Consider the following 20,272-nt stretch of genomic DNA (forward strand, 5'->3'; position numbering starts at 1 on the left):
CCGCCCCCGCAGTCGCGTACCGGTCAGAAGGTGAGCTTCCAGCTGTCGATGTAGCCGGTGTCCTGCGGGCCCACGTCCTGGACCCGCAGCTTCCAGGTGCCGTTGGCCGCCACCGCCGAGGCGTTCACCGTGTAGGTGGCGTCGACATCGGGGGCGGAGTCGTTGCCGGAGTTCTTCAGCCGGTAGGCGGTGCCGTTCGGGGCGATCAGGTCGATCACCAGGTCGCCGCGCCAGCTGTGCTTGACGGCCACGGCGACCTGGAGGGCGGCGGGGGCGTTGCCGGTCCGCCCGGTGACCGTGATCGGGGACTCCACGGCCGCGCCCGCGTCCGGGATGGCGACGTCCGCGGTGTTCTCGAAGACCGTCCCGCCGGGCGGCGGGGTGCTCTCGCCCGACAGCGTCCAGACCGCGTACGCGATGGCGTCGGTCATCCGGTCCAGCGCGGTGTCGTCGATGTTGGCCGAGGTGTCGCAGGAGGAGTGGTAGCACCGGTCGAAGGCGACGCCCGCCGTTCCGCCCCACTTGCCCGCCTGGGCGCTGGTCTTGATGTAGTCGGCGCCGCTGAACAGGCCGCCGACCGGGATGCCCGCGTTCTTGAACGGCGCGTGGTCCGAGCGGCCGTCGCCCTCGGTCTCCGGCTCGGTCGCGACGCCCAGGCCGGAGAAGTAGGTGCGGAAGAGCGCGTCCAGCTTGGCGTCGTCGTCGTAGACGAAGTAGCCGGGGTTGGGCGAGCCGATCATGTCGAAGTTGAGGTAGCCGTCGATCTTCGAACGGTCGGCGGCCGACAGGCTGTTGAGGTACTTCTGGGAGCCGACCATGCCGTACTCCTCGGCGCCCCACCAGCCGAACCGCAGGTGCTTGGCGGGCTTGAGGCCCGCGCGGGAGACGGCGAGCGCGGTCTCCAGGATGCCGGCCGATCCGGAGCCGTCGTCGTTGATGCCGGGGCCCGCGCTCACCGAGTCGAGGTGCGCGCCGACCATCACGACGTGCGAGGCGTCGCCGCCGGGCCAGTCGGCGATCAGGTTCCAGCCGGTGGATCCGCCGTAACTGAAGGACTGCAGCGTGGTGGTGAAGCCCGCGGCGTCCAACTTGCCCTTCACGTAGTCGATCGAGGCCTTGTAGCCGGACCTGCCGTGGGCCCGGTTGCCACCGTTGGCGTTGGCGATCGACTGGAGCTGGGCGAGGTGCGCCTTGACGTTGGCGACCGGGATGTCCGGTGCACCCGGGACTGTCTGACTGGACGTCACATCACGCGTGTCGGCGCTCGCGGCGACCGGGCCGACCAGGGCCGCGGTGACGGCCAGGGCAGCTCCGGCCGCGAAGGCCGATCGGCGCAGGGCATGCTGAAGCAAGGGGTGCTCCATTCTGGTGGGGCAGAACGGGACGGGCAAGGGGGGACGGGCAAGGAGGACAGCGCCCGACCCGCCGCCACCCTGGGGAGGGGCGCGAAGAGTTGACGCGACCATGATGATTAGGGTTGGGTAAAGCTCCCGTCAAGAGCTGTGGCCGATCCGGAGCCGCCGAAAGGCTCCGGACCGGCCACACTTGCCTTCTGACGCTCCACCAGTCCACGGGCCCGGCGACCCTGGACGTCCGGCCGAGCAGCTGCGGGCGGAGCCGGTCGACGGCGAGCCCGCCCGGACCGGTCACGGCGATGGCGAGGAAGGCTCAGCAGACCAGGACGGCCTCACCGCCGTTCCGGACGGGCCACAGCGCGTGCTCCCGGTGCACGCCGGAGCAGGCGTACGCCATCGAGCCATGAGACTCCTCGGAACCCGGACACCCGGACGATTCCCCCGGTCCCGGTGATCACCGCGCGCCGCCGCGCACCGCCGTACCGTGGAGGTGGCGGGCCGGCGGGCCCGATAGCGCACGCCGGTAGCGGAGGGCAAGACTCCGCGATTCTGCTGGGCAATATGCCCAGCGGCTACGCCGCCGACCTGCTCATCTTGCACAGATTGAACAGCCGAACGTCCCACTGTTGCCCAGCGACTCTGTCAGGAGCAAGCTCTGCGCACAGCCGCAGACACCACCCCTGATCTGCGGAAGCCTCAACGTGGAGGAACACCGATGACCGCCAACGCCGTTGAACTCACTCCCGAGGAGCTGGACGCGGGCCTCGACGCCGCTCAGCTGCGCCGTCTGGTGGGTCTGGTCGAGCACGACCCGGCCGGCGACCCGTTCCCGGTCATCGCACAGGACGCGGTCGTCTTCGTGGTCGGCAACGCGACCCAGACGGCCCACTACTACCAGGCTGTTTTCGGTATGGACCTGGTCGCGTACTCGGGCCCGGAGACCGGCCACCGGGACCGCAAGGCGTTCGTCCTGCGCTCGGGCTCCTGCCGCTTCGTGATCCAGGGCGGGGTCTCCCCGGACAGCCCGCTGCTGGACCACCACCGCCGCCACGGCGACGGCGTGGTCGACCTGTCGCTGGAGGTCCCGGACGTGGACAAGTGCATCGAGCACGCCCGCGCCCAGGGCGCGACGATCCTGGAGGAGCCGAACGACGTCTCGGACGAGAACGGCACCGTCCGCCGCGCCGCCATCGCCACCTACGGCGAGACCCGGCACACCCTGATCGACCGCTCCCGCTACCACGGCCCCTACCTGCCGGGCTTCGTCGCCGCCGAGACCAGGGTGGCGCGCCGCGAGGGCGCCCCCAAGCGGCTGTTCCAGGCGCTCGACCACGCGGTGGGCAACGTCGAGCTCGGCAGGATGGACGACTGGGTCGGCTTCTACAACCGGGTCATGGGCTTCGTGAACATGGCCGAGTTCGTCGGCGACGACATCGCCACCGACTACTCCGCCCTGATGAGCAAGGTCGTCGCCAGCGGCAACCACCGGGTGAAGTTCCCGCTGAACGAGCCGGCCATCGCCAAGAAGAAGTCGCAGATCGACGAGTACCTGGAGTTCTACGGCGGCCCGGGCTGCCAGCACCTGGCACTCGCCACCAACGACATCCTGACCACGGTGGACGTCCTGCGCGCCAACGGCGTTGAGTTCCTCGCCACCCCCGACTCCTACTACGACGACCCGGAGCTGCGGGCCCGGATCGGCAAGGTGCGCGTCCCGGTCGAGGAGCTCAAGAAGCGCCACATCCTGGTCGACCGCGACGAGGACGGCTACCTGCTGCAGATCTTCACCAAGCCCCAGGGCGACCGGCCGACGGTGTTCTTCGAGTTCATCGAGCGGCATGGTTCGCTGGGCTTCGGGAAGGGCAACTTCAAGGCGCTCTTCGAGTCCCTGGAGCGCGAGCAGGACAAGCGCGGCAACCTCTGAGCTGCAATATTCGAGGGAGATCCGGACCATGGCGCACTACCGGCAGCTGGGGAGCATCCCGCGCAAGCGGCACACCCAGCACCGTACGCCCGAAGGCGGGCTGTACTACGAGGAGTTGATGGGCGAGGAAGGGTTCTTCTCGGACTCCTCGCTGCTCTACCACAAGGGCATCCCCTCCGCGATGGTGGACGCCACGCCGTGGGAGCTGCCCGGCCTCGCCACCACCCCGAACCTGCCGCTCAAGCCCCGCCACCTGAAGCTGCACGAGCTGTTCCCGGGCGAGGAGTGGAAGAACACCGACGCCGTCACCGGCCGCCGCCTGGTGCTCGGCAACGGCGACGTGCGGATCGGGTACGTGGCCGCCGGTGCGCCGAGCGCGCTCTACCGCAACGGGCTCGGCGACGAGTGCGTGTACGTGGAGTCGGGGACGGCCACGCTGGAGACGGTCTTCGGCTCGCTGAAGGTCGGCGAGGGCGACTACGTGATCATCCCGCGGGCCACCACCCACCGCTGGGTGCCGACCGGCGACGCCCCGCTGCGCGCGTACTGCATCGAGGCCAACAGCCACATCACCCCGGCCAGGCGCTACCTGTCGAAGTACGGCCAGCTGCTGGAGCACGCGCCGTACTGCGAGCGCGACCTGCGCGGACCGGTCGGGCCGCTGCTCACCGAGGGCACGGACGTGGAGATCCTGGTCAAGCACCGGGGTCCGAACGGGGTGGCCGGCACCCGGTACGTGGTCCCGCACCACCCGTTCGACGTGGTCGGCTGGGATGGCTGCCTCTACCCGTACGCGTTCAACGTCGGCGACTACGAGCCGATCACCGGGCGGATCCACCAGCCGCCGCCGGCCCACCAGGTCTTCGAGGGCGAGAACTTCGTGATCTGCAACTTCGTGCCGCGCAAGGTGGACTACCACCCGCTGTCCATCCCGGTGCCGTACTACCACTCCAACGTGGACAGCGACGAGGTCATGTTCTACTGCGGCGGCAGCTACGAGGCCCGCAAGGGCTCGGGGATCGGCCAGGGCTCGATCTCGCTGCATCCCGGCGGCCACACCCACGGGCCGCAGCCCGGCGCGTACGAGCGCAGCATCGGCGCGGAGTTCTTCGACGAGCTCGCGGTGATGGTGGACACCTTCCGTCCGCTGGAGCTCGGCGAGGGCGCGACGGCGAGCGAGGACCCGAAGTACGCCTGGACCTGGTCGGGCGGACGGGGGCCGGCCCAGTGACCGGTATCCCTTCGCTGTTCCGGGGGCTGTTCGACGACGCGGCCGTCTTCCCCCCGGGGGACCTGTCGCTGCCCGAGGCGGTGCCCGCCCACCGGGTGCACCGGGCCGCGTGGTACGCCGAGGCGGTCGGCCCGTTCCTCTGCGGGGCGGCCCGGCTGGACGAGCTGACCACGCTGGACCTCGCCGGGGTGCAGGTCGTGCTGGTGCTGCCGGGCGGTGTCGGGCAGCTCGGCCCGGCCCTGGCGGCGAGCCGGGCGTCCGGCGTCGACCTGGTCTCCGTCGAGATCGCCGCCACCACGCCCGTCCCGGAGGTGGTGGCCGCCCTCGACCGGCTCCTGCCGGACGGCGTCACGGCGGCGGTCGAGATCCTGCGTGACGGCGGCGACCTGGCGCGCTCGCTGGATGCGCTGGTCGGGACGCCATACCGGGCGAAGTTCCGCACCGGCGGGCTGACGCCCCAGGCGTTCCCGAGCGAGGCGGAGCTGGCGGCCTTCGTGTCCGGCTGCGCCGAGCGCAAGCTGGCGTACAAGTGCACGGCGGGACTGCACAACGCGGTGCGGCACACCGACGCGGCGACCGGCTCCGAGTACCACGGCTTCCTGAACGTCCTGCTGGCCGCCGGGGCGCCGGAGCGCGCCGGGGAGCTGCTCGCGGAGCGCTCGGGGAAGGCCCTCGCCGCGGTCGCCGGTGAACTGACGGACTGTCAGATCGACGGCATCCGCAGCTCGTTCACCGCCTTCGGCACCTGCAGCATCGTCGACCCGCTCGCCGATCTGGCCGCACTCGGCCTGCTGGAACACCCCTTGGAGAACCGTTGACCACCACCTGGCTCGCCGTGCCGCAGGATTCGCCGTTCGGCCTGCACAACCTGCCGTACGGCGTCTTCACCGCGCCCGACCAGCCCGGTCGGCGGCGGATCGGTGTCGCCGTCGGCGAGTTCGTGCTGGACGCGGGCGCCGCCGCGCGCGCGGTCGGCGAGCCCTCGGTACTGCTGGACGCCGACTCGCTCAACCCGCTGCTCGCGGCGGGCCGTTCGGCCTGGACCGAGGTCCGCGCCGCGCTCACCGCCTGGCTGAGCGAGGAGTCCTACCGCACCGCCGTCAGCCCCTGCCTGCTGGCCCGCGGCGAGGTCGACCTGCACCTGCCGTTCGAGGTCGCCGACTACGTCGACTTCTACGCCTCCGAGCACCACGCGACCAACCTGGGCCGGATCTTCCGTCCCGGCTCCGAGCCGCTCACGCCGAACTGGAAGCACCTGCCGATCGGCTACCACGGCCGGGCCGGCACCGTGGTGGTCTCCGGTACGCCGGTGGTCCGTCCGCACGGCCAGCGCAAGGCGCCCGCCGACCCGCTGCCGTCCTTCGGGCCGACCCGGCGGCTCGACATCGAGGCCGAGGTCGGTTTCGTGGTCGGCGCCGGCACCGAGCTGGGCAGCCCGGTGCCGCTGGCGGCGTTCCGCGAGCACGTCTTCGGTGTGCTGCTGCTCAACGACTGGTCGGCGCGGGACATTCAGGCCTGGGAGTACGTCCCGCTCGGCCCGTTCCTCGGCAAGTCCTTCGCCACCTCGGTCTCCCCCTGGGTGGTGCCGCTGGACGCCCTGGAGCGCGCCCGGGTGGCGCCGCCGGCCCGCGACGTCGAACCGCTGCCCTACCTGGACGACCGGGAGGCCGAGCCCTGGGGCCTCGACCTCGCCCTGGAGGTCAGGCTCAACGGGCACCCGATCTCGCGGCCGCCGTTCGCCGCGATGTACTGGACAGCGGCGCAGCAGCTCGCGCACCTGACCGTCAACGGTGCCTCGCTGCGTCCGGGCGACCTGTTCGCCTCGGGTACCGTCAGCGGCCCCGAGGTCGACAGCCGGGGCGCCCTGATCGAGCTCACCTGGAACGGCGAGAACCCGGTCAAGCTGCCGGACGGGACCACCCGCACCTTCCTGGAGAACGGCGACGAGGTGACCATCACCGCCACCGCGCCCGGCCCCGACGGCACCAGGATCGGCTTCGGCGAGGTCACCGGCCGGATCGTCCCGTAGGCCGCTGCCGCAGAGCCCCGGACAGCCCTCTTGGACCGCCCTCGGGTGGTCCAAGAGGGCTGCGCCACGCGGTGGACAGCCGGTCGGGCAGGGGCGGGTCGAACGCACCTGCCCCGGGGCGCGGATGATACTGCGTTGATGAGTGATCGTCAGATTGTCGTCTCCCGGCGGCTGTTGCTCTCGCTCGGCGGAGCGTCCCTGCTCACCGCCTGCGGTTCGGCCGCCCAGGAGAACGCCACGCCGCCCGCCGCACCGGGGACGAGCGCCCCGGGCGGGGCCCCGGCGCAGCCGACACCCGCCGCCGCGGCGTCCACGGCGGCCGCGCCCTCCTTCCCCTCGCCCGCGCCGCTCGCCGCGATCCCGGAGGAGCCGGAGTACTACGTGCACGCGGGGCCCAAGGAGCTGGCCCTGACACTCGACGACGGCCCCAGTCCCACCTACACCCCGCAGGTGCTGGCCGTCCTGCGGCAGTACGGCATCACCGCCACGTTCTTCGTGATCGGCGCCAATGTCGAGAAGAACCCGGACATCCTGCGCCAGGTCGTCGCGGCCGGACACCGGGTGGGCAACCACACCTGGTCCCATCCCGACCTCGGCACGCTCTCCGAGGCGCAGGTCCGCAGCGAGATCGAGCGCACCAGCGAGATCATCACCCGGGTCGGCCGGGTGCGGCCCCCGACCCTGTTCCGCGCGCCCGGCGGCCACTTCACCCGTACCTCGATGGCCGTGTGCGCGTCCCTCGGGCTGAACCCGGTGGCCTGGTCCGTCGACCCGGTGGACTGGTCGAGACCTGGCACCCAGGCCATCGTCGACCGGGTGCTGAGCGCGGCCAAGCCCGGATCGATCATCCTCAACCACGACGGTGCCCTGCTCTCCCCCGGGGAGAGCGAGGTCGGCGGCTTCGCCGACCGCTCCGAGACGGTGGCCGCCCTCAAGACCTACCTGCCGCGCCTGATCGACGCCGGGTACACCTTCACCCTCCCCGACCCGGCCCGCTGAGCGGCGCGGCCGCGCGAGCCCGACGCCTGTCCCGCCCCGTCCCGCCCCCGTCCTGCGTGGAGCAATCCGCAGGCCGGGGGCGCTGCCATGCCGGCTCCGTCAGATTCAAGCCCCGGCCAAGGGAGTTGATGGAGTTCCCCACCGACCGGGAGGTTGTCGGGTGACCTGATGAAGTCCCCCGGCCCGCATTTCCGCTCCCCGCGCCAGCACGTACGGTCTTCCACGTAGTCGCGCACAACTCAACACCGGTGCCGCCCAGCGGAATTACCCCCACAATTCCGTCCGGGTCAGTGAACCGCGCATGGATGAGGGGCAATTGACGATGAGGCCGTCCCTGGAACTACTGGAGCACGAGAAAACCACCGGACTCTGCGGGCGACTTCTGGAACTCCTCGAATCCGAGGGCGCCCGCTACCGGCTGATCCCCCACCCGCCCGAGGGCAGGACCGAGATCGCGAGCAAGCTCCGCGGGCACCCGCTGGAGCAGGCGGCCAAGTGCATGGTGATCCGGGTCAAACTCTCCAAACGGACCTCCCGCTACGTCCTCGCGGTCGTCCCCGGGGACCGGCTGGTGGACCTGGAGGGGATCAGGCGACTGTACGACGGCAAGGAAGCCTCCTTCGCCCACCGCGGGACCGCGGAACAGCTCGCCGGAGCCGTCTGCGGATCGATCACACCGTTCACGTTCCACGAGGACCTGGAACTGGTGGTCGACCCCGACCTGCTCGGCCACGACGAGATCTTCTTCAACGCCGCCCGGCTCGATCTCTCCATCGCCTTGAACACCGAGGACTATTTGGCGCTCACCCGGCCGCGTCAGGCGGCCGTCGCGATGAGCGTGCCATCGGACCCCATGATTCGGAGTCGAAGCATGACCACGATAGACAATTTCAGCGCCCTTTCCCAGACCGCCATCCGCCCCCCCGTCAGCTGGGGGAACGAGCCGGGCGCCTTTCTGAAGTCGCTGCGCTCGCCCTGGTACACCCTGGTCGCCGACCTGCAGGACCTGATGCTCTCGACCACGGTCGAGTACGCCCGCTCGCGCGGTCTGAAGGCCCTGTACCTGCCCCTGACGGTCCGTACCATCACCTGCCCGAGCGGCCTGGGCAGCGACTCCGAGCCGGTGCCGGTCACCGTCAGCGGGGTGGACACCTACCTGCCCGACTCCAACCAGTTCATGCTGGAGTACGGCACCCGCCTGGCCCCCGGCGGCTGCTACAACATCATGCCCTCGTGGCGCGGTGAGGAGCCGGACGAGACCCACCTCGGCCAGTACAGCCACAGCGAGGCCGAGATCCCCGGCGGCATCGACGACCTGATCGACTACGTCGAGGGCTATGTGAAGGCGCTCGCCAAGGCCTGCCTGGAGACCTACGGCGACCGGATCGCGCTGGCCGCCGGCGACACCTCGCACCTCAGCCGGATGGCCGAGCACCGCGGCCCGTTCGCCCGGATCACCTTCGAGGAGGCCGTGAGTCTGCTCGACGGCGAGGAGGGCACCGTCCGGGACGAGGGCAGCTGGCGCACCCTCACCCGCAAGGGCGAGCACCGGCTGATGGAGATGGTCAACGAGTTCATGTGGGTCACCCACTTCGACCACCTGTCGGTGCCGTTCTACCAGGCCTTCGGCGACCCGGAGGGGCGCACTGCGGCCAACGCCGACCTGTACTTCGGCATGGGCGAGGTCGTCGGCTCCGGCGAGCGCCACAGCAACGCCGAGCAGATGCGCCAGGCGCTGACCATGCACAAGGTCCCCGAGCGGGACTACGCCTGGTACGCCGAGATGAAGGAGGAACTCCCGATGCGCACCTCCGGCTTCGGGATGGGCCTGGAGCGCTTCCTGATGTGGGTCCTCAACCACCACGACATCCGCGACATCCCGCTGGTGTCCCGGGTGAACGAGGACCTGAAGTGGCCGGAGAGCGTCCACCGCCCGTAACCCTCGCCGTGGCTCGGGGGTCCGCCGCCCTGCCCGGGCGGCGGGCCCCGGCCGCACTCCCCCGCCGAGCCCCGCCCGCCAAGGAGGGCACACCCATGGGCGTCTACCTCAACCGCAACTTCCTGTTGAGCTACGCGGCTTCGTTCATCTCGCTGTTCGGTTCGAAGCTGCTGATGATCTCGTACGTGGCCTTCGTGTTCGGCGAGACCGGCAGCGCCACGCTCGCCTCCGCCGTCTTCGCCGCCGACTGGATCGCCAATCTGTTCGTCGGCCTGCTCGCCTCGCACCGCATCGACCGCTCCGACGCCAGGAAGCTGCTGCTGTGGCTGAACCTGACGGCGGCAGCGGTCACCGCGCTGTTCCTGGCCTGCCTGTCACCGGACCGGTTCCCCGTCGCAGTCGGCGTCATCTTCACCCGGGCCCTGCTCAACAGTGCCGTCAACACCGCTCGGGTCAAGGCGCTGGTGCAGTTCTTCGACCGGGAGCAGACCAACCTGTACTCGGCGGTCTTCAACTCCAGCCTGTTCATCGCCATCGCGGTGGCCGGCGCGGTCGGCACCTTCATCCTGCACTTCGTCGGGATGACGACGGTGGTGGTGATCGACCTGTCCACCTTCCTGATCGCCGCGGCGCTGTTCGCCCTGGTCAGGCCCAACACGGCCAGGATGGCGGAGGCCAGGAGCGCGGCGGGCGAACGGGAGGGCGTCGTCCAGGGCGTCAAGGCCGCCGCCCGGATCATCGCCCGCAGCCCGGTGGTCTCCTCCGCCGTCTTCTACATCGTGCTGTCGGTGAGCGCCTTCCAGGCCACCTACGAGGTGCTGATCACCGCCGCGCCGCAACTCTGGTTCTCGATGGGCGAGTCGGGAACGGCGCTGTTCTTCACCGCGGAGTCGCTGGCGGTCATCGCGGGCCTCTTCCTGTACCAGTACCTGAGCCGGCGCGGCCTGGTGCCGGAGGCCCGGCAGCGCGGGCTCAACCTCGCCGTGGCCACCGCCGCCACCCTGCTGTACGCAGCGCTGCCGCTGTCCCGCGGCAGCCTCGCGCTGACGCTGGCCGTGTTCGTCGGGATGGTCCTGGGCTGCGAGGTCATCTGGGCCCACCAGTACAAGCGGCTGATCGCCCACACGCCCGACGCCAAGGTCTCCTCGGTGGTCGGACTGCTCTCCGCCGCGGGCTACAGCCTGATGGCCGTCCTCGGCTTCGTCTTCTCCTGGGCGATGGACCGGCTCGGCAGCGGCTGGGCGATCGGCCTCGACCTGCTGCTCATCGCGCTGACCGTCACCGGCTGGGAGCTGTCCCAGCGCACCAGTCGACAAGGGAGTCCCCGTGAAGAAAGCGTTCGTCCTGCTGGAACTGGTCAACCACGTCTCGCTGGTGGCCGCCGCGGCCAAGGCGCGCGGCCTGGAGGTCGTCGTGGTCAACCGGAGCCCGCTGCCGCACAGCGGGCCGTTCAGGGTTCCTGACGGCCTGGTCGACGAGCTGTTCCCGGTCGACTCCTGGTCGGACGAGGAGCAGATCCGGGCGGTCCTGGACGAGATCTGCGCCCGCTACGAGATCGCGGGCAGCTACGCCGCCTTCGAGGGCGCGCTGCCCTTCGACGCCGAACTGCGCGAGCGGGTCGGCCTGCCCACCAGCGGGGCGGCGGTGATCCGCGACGCCCTGGACAAGGGCGCGGTGCGCAGCCGGCTGCACGGTGCCGGGCTCTCCCGGCTGGGCTCCACCGACCTGGCCACCGCGCTGGGCTGGGAGAGCTGGGGCTTCCCGGGCCCGGCGATCCTCAAGCCCGTGCACGGCACCGGCAGCGCGCTCTGCTTCACCGTCTCCTCGCTGCCCGAACTGCGGGCCGCCGCCGAGGAGATCGGGCGCGCCACGCTGGCCGGCGGGGTGACCCGCGACTACGTGCTGGGGCGGGCGGCGGCCTTCGTGCTGGAGCAGAAGGCCGAGGGCGAGCTGCTGTCGGTCGAGTCGCTGGTCTTCGGCGGCGAGGTGCGGGTGGTCGGGCTGATGGGCCGGTACGTCCTGGCCGCCGACCCGGTGGTCGAGCAGGGCACCATCTTCCCCTACCAGCACCCCAGGTACGCCGAGATCGCCGAGGCGGCGGTGGCGTTCCACCGCTTCCTGGGGATCACCCACGGGCCGACCCACCTGGAGGTGATGGTGCCCGAGGAGGGGCCGATCGAGCTGATCGACTTCAACCTCAGGGCGGCGGGGGTGGCCGCCACGGTGACCTTCGGGCTCGCCCACGACATCCGGTACCAGGAACTGCTGACCGACCTCGGCTGCGGTCTGGCCCCGGACACCTCCGCACTCGGCCGCAACGTCCGCTGGACCGCCGAGTGCCTGGTGCTGCCCCGGCCCGGCACCACCGAGCTGCGCGACATCTCCTTCCCCGACACGGCCCGATTCGTCCGGGTCACCAAGGAGTTGGGCAAGCCGCTGAGCGGCCGCTCGGACCAGCTGGACGCGGTGGCGATGTTCGTGGTGACCGCCGGGACACCCGAGCAGCTGCACCGGGCCGTGCTCGACGCCCGCCGCCGCACCGTCGTCAACGGCGAGCCGCTCGGCGACAACCCCAACAACGACCTGACCGCTCCTCGTCAGCTGAGGACCCTGCAAGGAGTACCCGCATGACCCCCCGTGAGCGGCGCGCGCCGCACACCGCAGTGATCGTCGGCACCCGTGGCCTGGAGGCCTTCGACCCCGGTCTGTTCGAGGACCGGGAGTCGGTCCGGCTGATCCTGGTCTGCACCGCGCTGGACGAGCCGCATCTCACCGAAGACCAGCGCGGCTGGTTCGAGAGCGTCCACGTGGTAGCCGCCTCCCAGCCCGAGCCCGAGCCGCTGCTGGCCGCCCAGGTCGACGCCGACGCGGCGACCGCGGTCGTCGCCGAGCTGCTGCGCGACACCCCGGCGGCGGAGCTGACCGTGCACTGCTACCTGGAGCAGAACCTGCTCGGCGCCGCGCGGGTCCGCGAGCGCCTCGGCCTCGCCGGACCGCGTCCGGCGGACATCGTGCCGTTCCTGGACAAGCTGGTGATGAAGCAGCGGGTCGCGGCGGCGGGCGTCCGGGTGCCGGTGTACGGGCCGTGGGAGGCCGAGCGCCACCGGGCTGGCGCCGAGCGGTACTTCGCCGAGCTCACCGCGCTCGTCGGGCTGCCGTTCGTCCTCAAGCCGACCGACTCGGCGGGCTCCAACGGCGTCCTGTTCGTCCACTCCTACCAGGACTTCGCGGCGCTGCCCGCCGACGGCGAGCTGGGGCGGCCCTACGAGTACGAGGAGTACATCGCCGGCACCATCTACAGCGTCAACATCGTCTCCGCCCGGGGCCGGACGGTCTTCGGCGGCGTCACCGAGTACCTGGTCAACTCGGCCGAGGTGGCGGGCGGGCGGGTCAACGCCGACATCAACCTGCTCGACGAGGACCCCCGGGTGGCCCGGATGGTCGCCTTCGCCGACCGCGCGCTGGACGCCCTCGGCCGCCCCGACGGTGCCTCCCACCTGGAGCTGTTCCGTACCGAGGCGGACGAGCTGGTCTTCCTGGAGGTCGGCGCCCGCTTCAAGGGCATGTCCGGCCTCGCCGCGATGCAGCGCCACTACGGCAGGGCCCTGGTCAACCTGGCGTTCGAGATCGAGAGCGGGGTGCCCAGCCGCCCGTACGAGGGCGAGCAGGCGTACTGCTTCGACGCCTGCCTCCCCTTGCAGGCCGGGGTGGTGAGCACACTGGTCGAACCGGAGCTGGAGAGCTCCTACGAGATGCGCTGGACGGTGGCACCCGGCCAGCGGGTCGAGCAGACCGCGGACCTGCTGACGGTCGGCGGCACCTTCCTGGTCTGGAACCACGACTTCGACGCCCTGGCCAGGGACTTCGAACGGCTCACCGCCTACCGGCCGTTCACCTACGCCTAGCCGGCCCGCCCCGGGGGCGCGGACGCCTGCCGCGCCCCCGGATAGTGTGCGCCGCCCGCGGTGAGTACGGTGTCCGTGGATCTTGCACAGCCCTGTGATCCTGCCCGGACAGCGAGGAGACGGACGCGCCATGACCACGGACGTACTACTGCACACCGACGGCCGCGCCGCCCACATCGTGCTCAACCGGCCGAGGGCCCTGAACGCCCTCACCCACGACATGCTGCTGCGGATCCACCAGGCGCTCGACGCCTGGGCCGAGGACGGGCGCGTCGCCACCGTCGTGCTGACCGGCGCGGGCGAGCGCGGACTCTGTGCCGGGGCGGACATCCGTGCCCTGCACGACGACGCCAAGCTCGGCGGCTCCGGGGCCCGGCAGTTCTTCCGGGACGAGTACCTGCTGAACTCCGCCATCGCCGGGTACGCCAAGCCGTACGTCGCGGTGATGGACGGCATCACCATGGGCGGCGGCGTCGGCCTCTCCGCGCACGGCGGCATCCGGGTGGTCACCGAGCGCTCCCAGGTGGCCATGCCGGAGACCAGGATCGGGCTGGTCCCGGACGTCGGCGGCAGCCACCTGCTCGCCCACGCCCCCGGCGAACTGGGCACCCACTTCGGCCTGACCGCCGCCTCGATGGGCCCCGGCGACGCCGTCCTGCTCGGCTTCGCGGACACCTTCGTCCCCACCGGGTCGCTGGCCGCCTTCACCGCCGCACTGGCCGATCGCGACGCCGCCGAGGCCGTGCACGCGTACGCCGCCGAGGCCCCGGCCGCGGAGATCGCCGAACAGCGGGAGTGGATCGACAGCTGCTACGCCGCCGACACGGTGGAGGAGATCCTCGACCGGCTGCTCGCCAGCGGCGTGCCGGAGGCCAAGGAGGCCGCCGAGCAGATCGGGGCCAAGTCCCCGACCGCGCTCAAGGCGACCCTGGCCGCGCTGCGCCGGGCCCGCGCGCACGCCACGCTGGCCGAGACCCTGGAGCAGGAGTACCGCGTCTCCTGCGCCGCGCTCAGTACCCACGACCTGGTCGAGGGCATCCGCGCCCAGGTGGTCGACAAGGACCGCAACCCGTGCTGGCACCCCGCCACCCTCGCCGAGGTCACCGCCGAGGAGGTCGGGCACTTCTTCACCCCGCAGGCGGACGGCGGTCTGGGGCTCACCGCCCGGCTCGGCTGACCGGCCCCACTGGCTGGCCGGGCCGGCCATCGGGGCCCCCGGGTGACCATCATCTCGCCTGTCGAGACTGGCGCCCGGTGGCCCGGTCCGGGATTGTTGGCTCGTCAGGGCGGATGCCGTCGAGCTGTAGTGGGAGTCAGAGGCGATGACCGAGTACGAGACGATCCTGGTGGAGCGCAAGGGCCGGGTCGGGCAGATCACGCTCAACCGGCCCGAGGCGCTGAACGCGCTGAACAGCCGGCTGATGAACGAGGTCGTGGACGCCGCGAAGGCCTTCGACCGCGACCCGGAGATCGGCGCGCTGGTGGTCACCGGTTCGGCCAAGGCCTTCGCGGCCGGTGCGGACATCAAGGAGATGCAGGACAACCACTTCCCCGAGGTCTACCTGGACGACTGGCTCGCGCCCTGGGACGAGCTCGGCCGGCTGCGCAAGCCGGTGATCGCGGCCGTGGCCGGCTACGCGCTGGGCGGCGGCTGCGAGTTGGCGATGCTCTGTGACATCCTGCTGGCCGCCGACACCGCGCAGTTCGGCCAGCCGGAGATCAAGCTGGGCGTCATCCCCGGCATCGGCGGCTCGCAGCGGCTCACCCGGGCGATCGGCAAGGCCAAGGCGATGGAACTCTGCCTGACCGGCCGGATGATGGGCGCCGAGGAGGCCGAGCGGGCCGGCCTGGTCTCCCGCATCGTCCCCGCCGCCGACCTGCTCACCGAGGCGCTGGCCACCGCCGAGAAGGTCGCCGCGATGTCCACCCCGGCGGCCGTGATGATGAAGGAGAGCGTGAACCGGGCCTTCGAGACCACCCTCGCCGAGGGCGTCCGCTTCGAGCGCCGGCTCTTCCACGCCGCCTTCGCCACGGCCGACCAGAAGGAGGGCATGGCCGCCTTCGCCGAGAAGCGCAAGCCGTCCTTCCAGCACCGGTAGCTCAGCCGCAGCAGCGAGCCCTCACCAGGGACAAGGGTGAACCCTGAGGGGCGCGGGGAACTGCGCGAGAAACCATTCACCTCCGTGCATGGCTGGTTGCGCAGTTCCCCGCGCCCCTACCGGCTCTGTCCTTGCTCCAGAGCGGTTTCCTGGGGTACCACGGCGTTGATGCGGGCCAGCCCGGCCCTGGTGGCCGCGACCACGATCCGGTCACCGGGTGCCAGCTGCCGCACCCGGTCCGCGTAGTTCCACTGGTAGTCCTCGGGCCGCCGGGCGAGCCGTACGGCGATCACCCGTACGCCGCCCGGCTCCTCGATGTCGTGCAGGTTCCGGCCGACCAGCCCGGTGCCGTCCTCGGCGGTGAGTTCGGCGATCAGCAGCACGTGCCGGTAGACCGAGAGGGTGCCCAGCACGTCGCGGCCCATCAGGGAGGCGGCGAAGGCCGGCGCGGAGAGGTAGGAGACCGAGCGGGACACCACGTTGCCCAGGGTGGCGTAGACGTGGTGGGCGAAGTCGTCGCCGAAGAGCCGGACCACGATCCGTACCTCGCTGCGGACCGCCCGCGCCTCCAGCGCCGCCTCCAGATTGGTCGCGTCGTCGTCGGTGACCGCCACCACCGCGCGGCTGGACCTGGCCCGGGCGCGCCGCAGTTGGCTCTCCAGCGGGCCGTCGCCCACCACCACCGGGATGCCCAGCGCCCTGGCGGCCGCGATGCCCCGCGCCTGCGGGTCCCGCTCGATGCAGACCACCGGCACCCCGGCCTCCCGGACCAGGGTCGCCACCCGGGTGCCGACGTTGCCGAGGCCGACCACGATGACGTGGTCCCGGGTTCCCGCGCCGGGAGCCCTCGGCAGGCCGCGCCGCCCGGTGGAGAGCGCGTCCACCACGATCGCGGTGAGCACCGGGACGAAGGTGATCCCGCAGAAGGTGATGACCACCTGGGCCGCCCGCTGCCAGAGCGCCCCCGCCTCGGCCACCCCCGGCTGGTCCGGCTGCGCGGCACCCGCCATGTCCAGCAGGGTGAAGTAGAGCGCCCAGCCGAGGTGCCCGTTGAAGTACCAGATCACCATCGCGCCGACCAGCACCGCCACCATGGCGGTGATCAGCACCAGCCGCAGCCGGGCGCTGGTGAAGAACCGAAGCGCGTCCAGCACGCCCCAGCGCAGCCTGGTCAACCACGGGATGGCCAGCGGTGGTTCGCTGGTCAGCGTCTGGAGGGCGGCGATCCCCCCGGCGGTCTGTGGCTCGGGGCCGCCGGGACGGGCGCCCAGCTCTATCGGCCCCTCCTCGCCGAACCGGCGGGCCAGCGCGATGAATTCGGCCGCCCGTCCGGCCGTGTCGGGCAGCAGCCGCAGCCGGCCCAGGTCCTGCCGGTCGATCCCGTCCGCCACCACGCAGATCTGGCTGGCGTGGATGTCCTCGTCGTACGCGACGTAGAGGTAACGGTCACCCACCCGGACCGAGTTGGGCCGCCCGAGCGCACCGTTGGCGAAGGCGGGCGCGGCGGTGGCCGAACCGGACAGCGCCGAACCGTTGTGCAGCAGCCGCTCGATGTGCTCGCCCAACCGCTGGTTGAACATCCGTAACACCACGCGGATCCCGGGGTTGAGCCCCTGGGCGTTCAGCGCGGCGTGGATGTTCTCCTGGTCCGAGGCGTCCACCAGTGCGACCCCCCGGGCACTCTCCACCCGGGCGGCGCGCAGCGCCTCGTCCGTGATGGTCGCGTACTCCAGGACGGCGCTGACGCCCTGGAGTTGAAGGATCTGCGGGCCGTGGTCCCGGGCGAGGTTCGGCACCAGGGCCACCACCGGGACGTCGTACTGCTCGATGAGCTCACGGATCAGCCGGTGCGCGAGCGCGTTCCCCCCGCACACCACATAGTGGTTGGCGAACTGCTCGACCGGGTCGGGCCCCCGCCCCTCTTGAGTCATCGTCGGATTCTACTGATCGAAGCGGTCCGACGGGTGGCTTGCGGGTAACCGATCGCACTTGCGTTCGCACCGATACCGGTTCAGGTCTCGCTACGGCCAGCCGACCTCGCCGTCCCGGACGGTCAGCGGTTCGGGCCGGTCCGACTCGTAGTACCTGATCCAGCCCACGTGGACACTGCCGTCGGACCGCCGATGGCCCTCGCCGGCCCTGGTCGCCAGCCAGCTCAGCAGCCCACCGACCCGGTCGAACTCGTCCGGGTGGACCTCCTGCCGGGCGGTCATCACCCAGCCCCCGTTCGGGGCCGCCTCGCGCGAGAGCAGCACGGAGACGAGCGCTCCGGGCACCTTCAGCCCCTCGCCCTGCCGGCCCAGGAGGGGCCCGGGGCGGTCCTCGACGACGGGCCCGCCGGCGTCGTCCGCCACCACGGACGGGAACTCGGGCACGATGCTCGGGCTCTCCGGCATCGGCCCCAGCCCGAGGTGCCAGCGGAGCTCGGCGACCTCCCCCGCCGAGAGGTCGCCACGCAGATCCATCGCGATCGAAAGCTCGAAGACGTCGCCCATACCTTCAGACGCTACCGCCGGGGTCCGACACCTCCGCCCCGGCGGGCGGCGGGCAGACCCGGCGGGCCCGGCAGCGGGCGGACGGATATCCGTTCGGCCGCGCGCCGATTGCCGCCCCTGCGGGGGCGCCCGAGACTCGGACCGACCGGCCGAGTCCGGACCGGGAACCCGAGCGAGGCAGGGAAGAGGACACCCCCCATGGCGGTCTGCGTGGTGTGCAACAACGACTACTGGCTGGCCTTCGAGATCCGGACGGTCACCGGCGACAGCTACGTGTTCGACAGCTTCGAGTGCGCCATGGAGAAGCTGGCGCCCCGCTGCGAGTACTGCCAGGTGCGGATCGTCGGGCACGGCGTCGAGGTCTCGGGCAAGTTCTTCTGCTGTGCAAACTGCGCCCGCCGCGACGGCGGCCTCGGCGAGCAGATCCGGGACGCGGTCGGCAGCCGGCCCGCCTGACCGCACCCACCGGCGGCCGGTCGGTCTCAGCGCGGCGGGTCCCACCGGTCGCAGTACTCGACGTGGATCTCGCGGGCCCGGCCGAGGATGCCGTCGTTGGAGTGGAACTCCGTGCAGAAGTGCGGGTGGTTCGGGTGGCTGCGGACATGGCCGGGGCCGTGCCTGGCGATGTCGAGGAAGTTCCGGGTGGTCTCCCTGAACGCCTTCGCGCTGCCGGTCATGAAGAGCGTCCCGGCGTGCAGGTGCTCGTGGAACAGGTCCCGGTTCTCCCGGTAGTGGCGTGCCCGGTGGTCGACGGGCAGGTCGTGCGGGTGGTCCGGGTCGGGCAGCTGCACGCTCTGCCGACGGCCCCGGCCGAGCCGGCCGCGCAGCTCCTTCCAGCGCGCGGGCGCGAACTGCAGCGAGTGGTGCAGCAGCACCAGGTCGAGCCGACGCATCCTGTCCTGCGGCCACCCATCCACCGGAAGCGGATTGGTCCGCAACGGCAGGTGCACCAGCGGATCAGCCAGTCATGGCTGTCAGGCGTGGACAGGTGCACCGTGGCCGCCTCTCCCCCGCGTACGGGGTGGTTCCGGACGTCGTTCGCCACGGCTGCTGCCGACTGTCGGCTGCTCCCGTGGCGGTGCCGGAACGTTAAGCGGCGGCGGCGGCCCGCAGCCCGCGCCGGAACGGACAACCGGCGCGGGCAAACCGTACGAAACGCTGCTGGCTCAGCGGCCCGGCGGCGTGAAGGTGAAGCGCAGCGACCTGACCCGGTTGTCGAAGTTGGACGGGATCAGCTCCGGTTCGCCGACCGAGCGCAGGTCCGGCAGGCGGGTGTAGAGCTCGCGCAGCAGGACCTTCATCTCCTGGCGGGCGAGGTAGGCGCCGAGGCAGAAGTGCGGTCCGCCGCCGCCGAACCCCAGGTGCGGGTTGGGCGAGCGGGTGATGTCGAAGGTGTCGGGGTCGGTGAAGACGGCCTCGTCGCGGTTGGCCGAGCCGAAGAAGAGGACCGCCTTGTCGCCCTTGGCCAGCAGCGGGCCGCCGGGACCGCCCAGTTCGTGGTCGGCGGCCAGGGTGCGGCGGAACTGGATGATCGGGGTCGAGTACCGGACGATCTCCTCGACCGCGTTCCCGAGGTGGGCATCGAGGTCGGAGAGCAGCAGTTCACGCTGGTCGAGATGGTCGGTCAGCAGGTGGAGCCCGTGTGCGAGCGCGTTGCGGGTGGTCTCGGCGCCGGCCACCAGCAGCAGGGAGAAGAAGGCGCCCAGCTCACGGGAGTTGAGGTGCTTGCCGTCGACATCGGCGGTGACCAGTGCGGAGATCAGGTCGTCGGTGGGCCGCCGCCGGCGTTCCCGGCCGAGGGCGGCGATCACGGCCTGCATCCGGGCCAGGGCGCGCAGCCCGCGCCCGGGGACGCGCAGGCGGCTGCGGGCGACGCCGGTGTGCTCGGAGGCGTGGTTGACCTGCCGGAGGATCTCGCGGCGCTGCTGCTCCGGGATGCCCATCATGTTGCAGGTGACCTGGTAGGGCAGTTCGGCGGCGACGGCACCGACGAAATCCTCCGGGCGGCGGGCCAGTACCTCGTCCACGATCCGGGTGGCCACCTGCCGGATGTCGTCCTCGACCCTGGCGATCAGGCGCGGGGTGAAGGCCCGGGAGACGATCCGGCGCAGGTCGGCGTGGCGCGGATCGTCCAGGTTGACCATGGAGTCGCCGAACAGCGCGCGGACCCAGCGGGCCGGTTCGGGGGTGGTGACGCCGGGGGCGCTGACGAAGACCTCGGGCGTACGGCTGGCGGCGACCACGTCGGCGTGCCGGACCAGGGCGTGGAAGCCTCTGCCGGTGCGGGGGTCGGTAC

Annotated in this window: 17 protein-coding genes; 12 read left to right on the top strand and 5 right to left on the bottom strand. The window is 71.5% G+C overall.

Translation table 11 applies throughout. The features are described 5' to 3' along the window. Window positions 1–23 precede the first annotated feature (23 nt). Window positions 24–1,352, bottom strand: a complete 1,329-nt coding sequence (locus UK12_RS01280; RefSeq protein WP_231590981.1) for a M28 family metallopeptidase — start codon at window positions 1,350–1,352, stop codon at window positions 24–26. A 718-nt stretch (window positions 1,353–2,070) separates the two neighbouring features. On the opposite strand from UK12_RS01280, the gene hppD reads away from it, so the two are divergent. From hppD to UK12_RS01335, 11 genes are all read left to right on the top strand, one after another. Further along, the gene (gene hppD, locus UK12_RS01285) at window positions 2,071–3,279 is read left to right on the top strand and encodes a 4-hydroxyphenylpyruvate dioxygenase (RefSeq protein ID WP_045298379.1); all 1,209 of its coding nucleotides are present in this window, start codon (window positions 2,071–2,073) and stop codon (window positions 3,277–3,279) included. A gap of 28 nt (window positions 3,280–3,307) precedes the next feature. Further along, a complete protein-coding gene (locus UK12_RS01290) occupies window positions 3,308–4,510 on the top strand; it encodes a homogentisate 1,2-dioxygenase (protein ID WP_045298380.1) in 1,203 nt (400 codons plus the stop codon). After that, the gene (locus UK12_RS01295) at window positions 4,507–5,328 is read left to right on the top strand and encodes a hypothetical protein (RefSeq protein WP_045298381.1); all 822 of its coding nucleotides are present in this window, start codon (window positions 4,507–4,509) and stop codon (window positions 5,326–5,328) included. The genes UK12_RS01290 and UK12_RS01295 overlap by 4 nt, the downstream gene beginning before the upstream one ends. Then, the gene (fahA, locus tag UK12_RS01300) at window positions 5,325–6,539 is read left to right on the top strand and encodes a fumarylacetoacetase (protein WP_045298382.1); all 1,215 of its coding nucleotides are present in this window, start codon (window positions 5,325–5,327) and stop codon (window positions 6,537–6,539) included. The genes UK12_RS01295 and fahA overlap by 4 nt, the downstream gene beginning before the upstream one ends. Before the next feature lie 138 nt (window positions 6,540–6,677). Next, window positions 6,678–7,538, top strand: coding sequence for a polysaccharide deacetylase family protein (locus UK12_RS01305; protein WP_045298383.1), 861 nt, complete (start codon window positions 6,678–6,680; stop codon window positions 7,536–7,538). Between the two features lie 322 nt (window positions 7,539–7,860). Next, window positions 7,861–9,477: an amino acid--tRNA ligase-related protein gene (locus tag UK12_RS01310; protein ID WP_231590982.1), complete on the top strand. Its 1,617-nt coding sequence runs from the start codon at window positions 7,861–7,863 to the stop codon at window positions 9,475–9,477. A gap of 95 nt (window positions 9,478–9,572) precedes the next feature. Next, window positions 9,573–10,940 carry an MFS transporter gene (locus tag UK12_RS42905; RefSeq protein ID WP_045298385.1) on the top strand — a complete coding sequence of 456 codons (1,368 nt, stop codon included), beginning with the start codon at window positions 9,573–9,575 and terminating at the stop codon, window positions 10,938–10,940. After that, entirely contained in the window at window positions 10,891–12,108 is a 1,218-nt protein-coding gene (locus UK12_RS01320) for an ATP-grasp domain-containing protein (protein ID WP_231590990.1), read from the top strand. Before UK12_RS42905 ends, UK12_RS01320 begins: the two co-directional genes overlap by 50 nt. Then, a complete protein-coding gene (locus UK12_RS01325; protein ID WP_045298389.1) occupies window positions 12,105–13,382 on the top strand; it encodes an ATP-grasp domain-containing protein in 1,278 nt (425 codons plus the stop codon). Before UK12_RS01320 ends, UK12_RS01325 begins: the two co-directional genes overlap by 4 nt. A 130-nt stretch (window positions 13,383–13,512) precedes the next feature. Continuing rightward, on the top strand, window positions 13,513–14,559 hold the full coding sequence (locus UK12_RS01330; RefSeq protein WP_045298391.1) for an enoyl-CoA hydratase/isomerase family protein: 1,047 nt from the start codon (window positions 13,513–13,515) through the stop codon (window positions 14,557–14,559). A 145-nt stretch (window positions 14,560–14,704) separates the two neighbouring features. Then, window positions 14,705–15,481, top strand: coding sequence for an enoyl-CoA hydratase (locus UK12_RS01335; protein ID WP_045298393.1), 777 nt, complete (start codon window positions 14,705–14,707; stop codon window positions 15,479–15,481). A gap of 116 nt (window positions 15,482–15,597) precedes the next feature. Here UK12_RS01335 and UK12_RS01340 read toward each other — a convergent pair whose 3' ends face one another. Beyond that, on the bottom strand, window positions 15,598–17,412 hold the full coding sequence (locus UK12_RS01340) for an NAD-binding protein (RefSeq protein WP_045298394.1): 1,815 nt from the start codon (window positions 17,410–17,412) through the stop codon (window positions 15,598–15,600). Between the two features lie 90 nt (window positions 17,413–17,502). Beyond that, the gene (locus tag UK12_RS01345) at window positions 17,503–17,976 is read right to left on the bottom strand and encodes a hypothetical protein (protein WP_045298396.1); all 474 of its coding nucleotides are present in this window, start codon (window positions 17,974–17,976) and stop codon (window positions 17,503–17,505) included. A 198-nt stretch (window positions 17,977–18,174) separates the two neighbouring features. On the opposite strand from UK12_RS01345, the gene UK12_RS01350 reads away from it, so the two are divergent. Continuing rightward, window positions 18,175–18,432, top strand: a complete 258-nt coding sequence (locus UK12_RS01350; RefSeq protein ID WP_045298398.1) for a hypothetical protein — start codon at window positions 18,175–18,177, stop codon at window positions 18,430–18,432. Window positions 18,433–18,458: 26 nt separating this feature from the next. On the opposite strand, the gene UK12_RS01355 is transcribed toward UK12_RS01350, so the two are convergent. Together UK12_RS01355 and UK12_RS01360 are read right to left on the bottom strand one after the other, a co-directional pair. Continuing rightward, complete coding sequence (locus tag UK12_RS01355) at window positions 18,459–18,869, bottom strand: hypothetical protein (protein ID WP_052681326.1); 411 nt, start codon at window positions 18,867–18,869, stop codon at window positions 18,459–18,461. 273 nt (window positions 18,870–19,142) lie between these two features. Beyond that, window positions 19,143–20,272 (bottom strand): cytochrome P450 (locus tag UK12_RS01360; protein WP_045298399.1); only part of this gene is annotated, 1,130 nt, incomplete at its 5' end.

The sequence above is a fragment of the Saccharothrix sp. ST-888 genome (assembly GCF_000955975.1).
In the GTDB taxonomy this organism is placed as follows: domain Bacteria; phylum Actinomycetota; class Actinomycetes; order Streptomycetales; family Streptomycetaceae; genus Kitasatospora.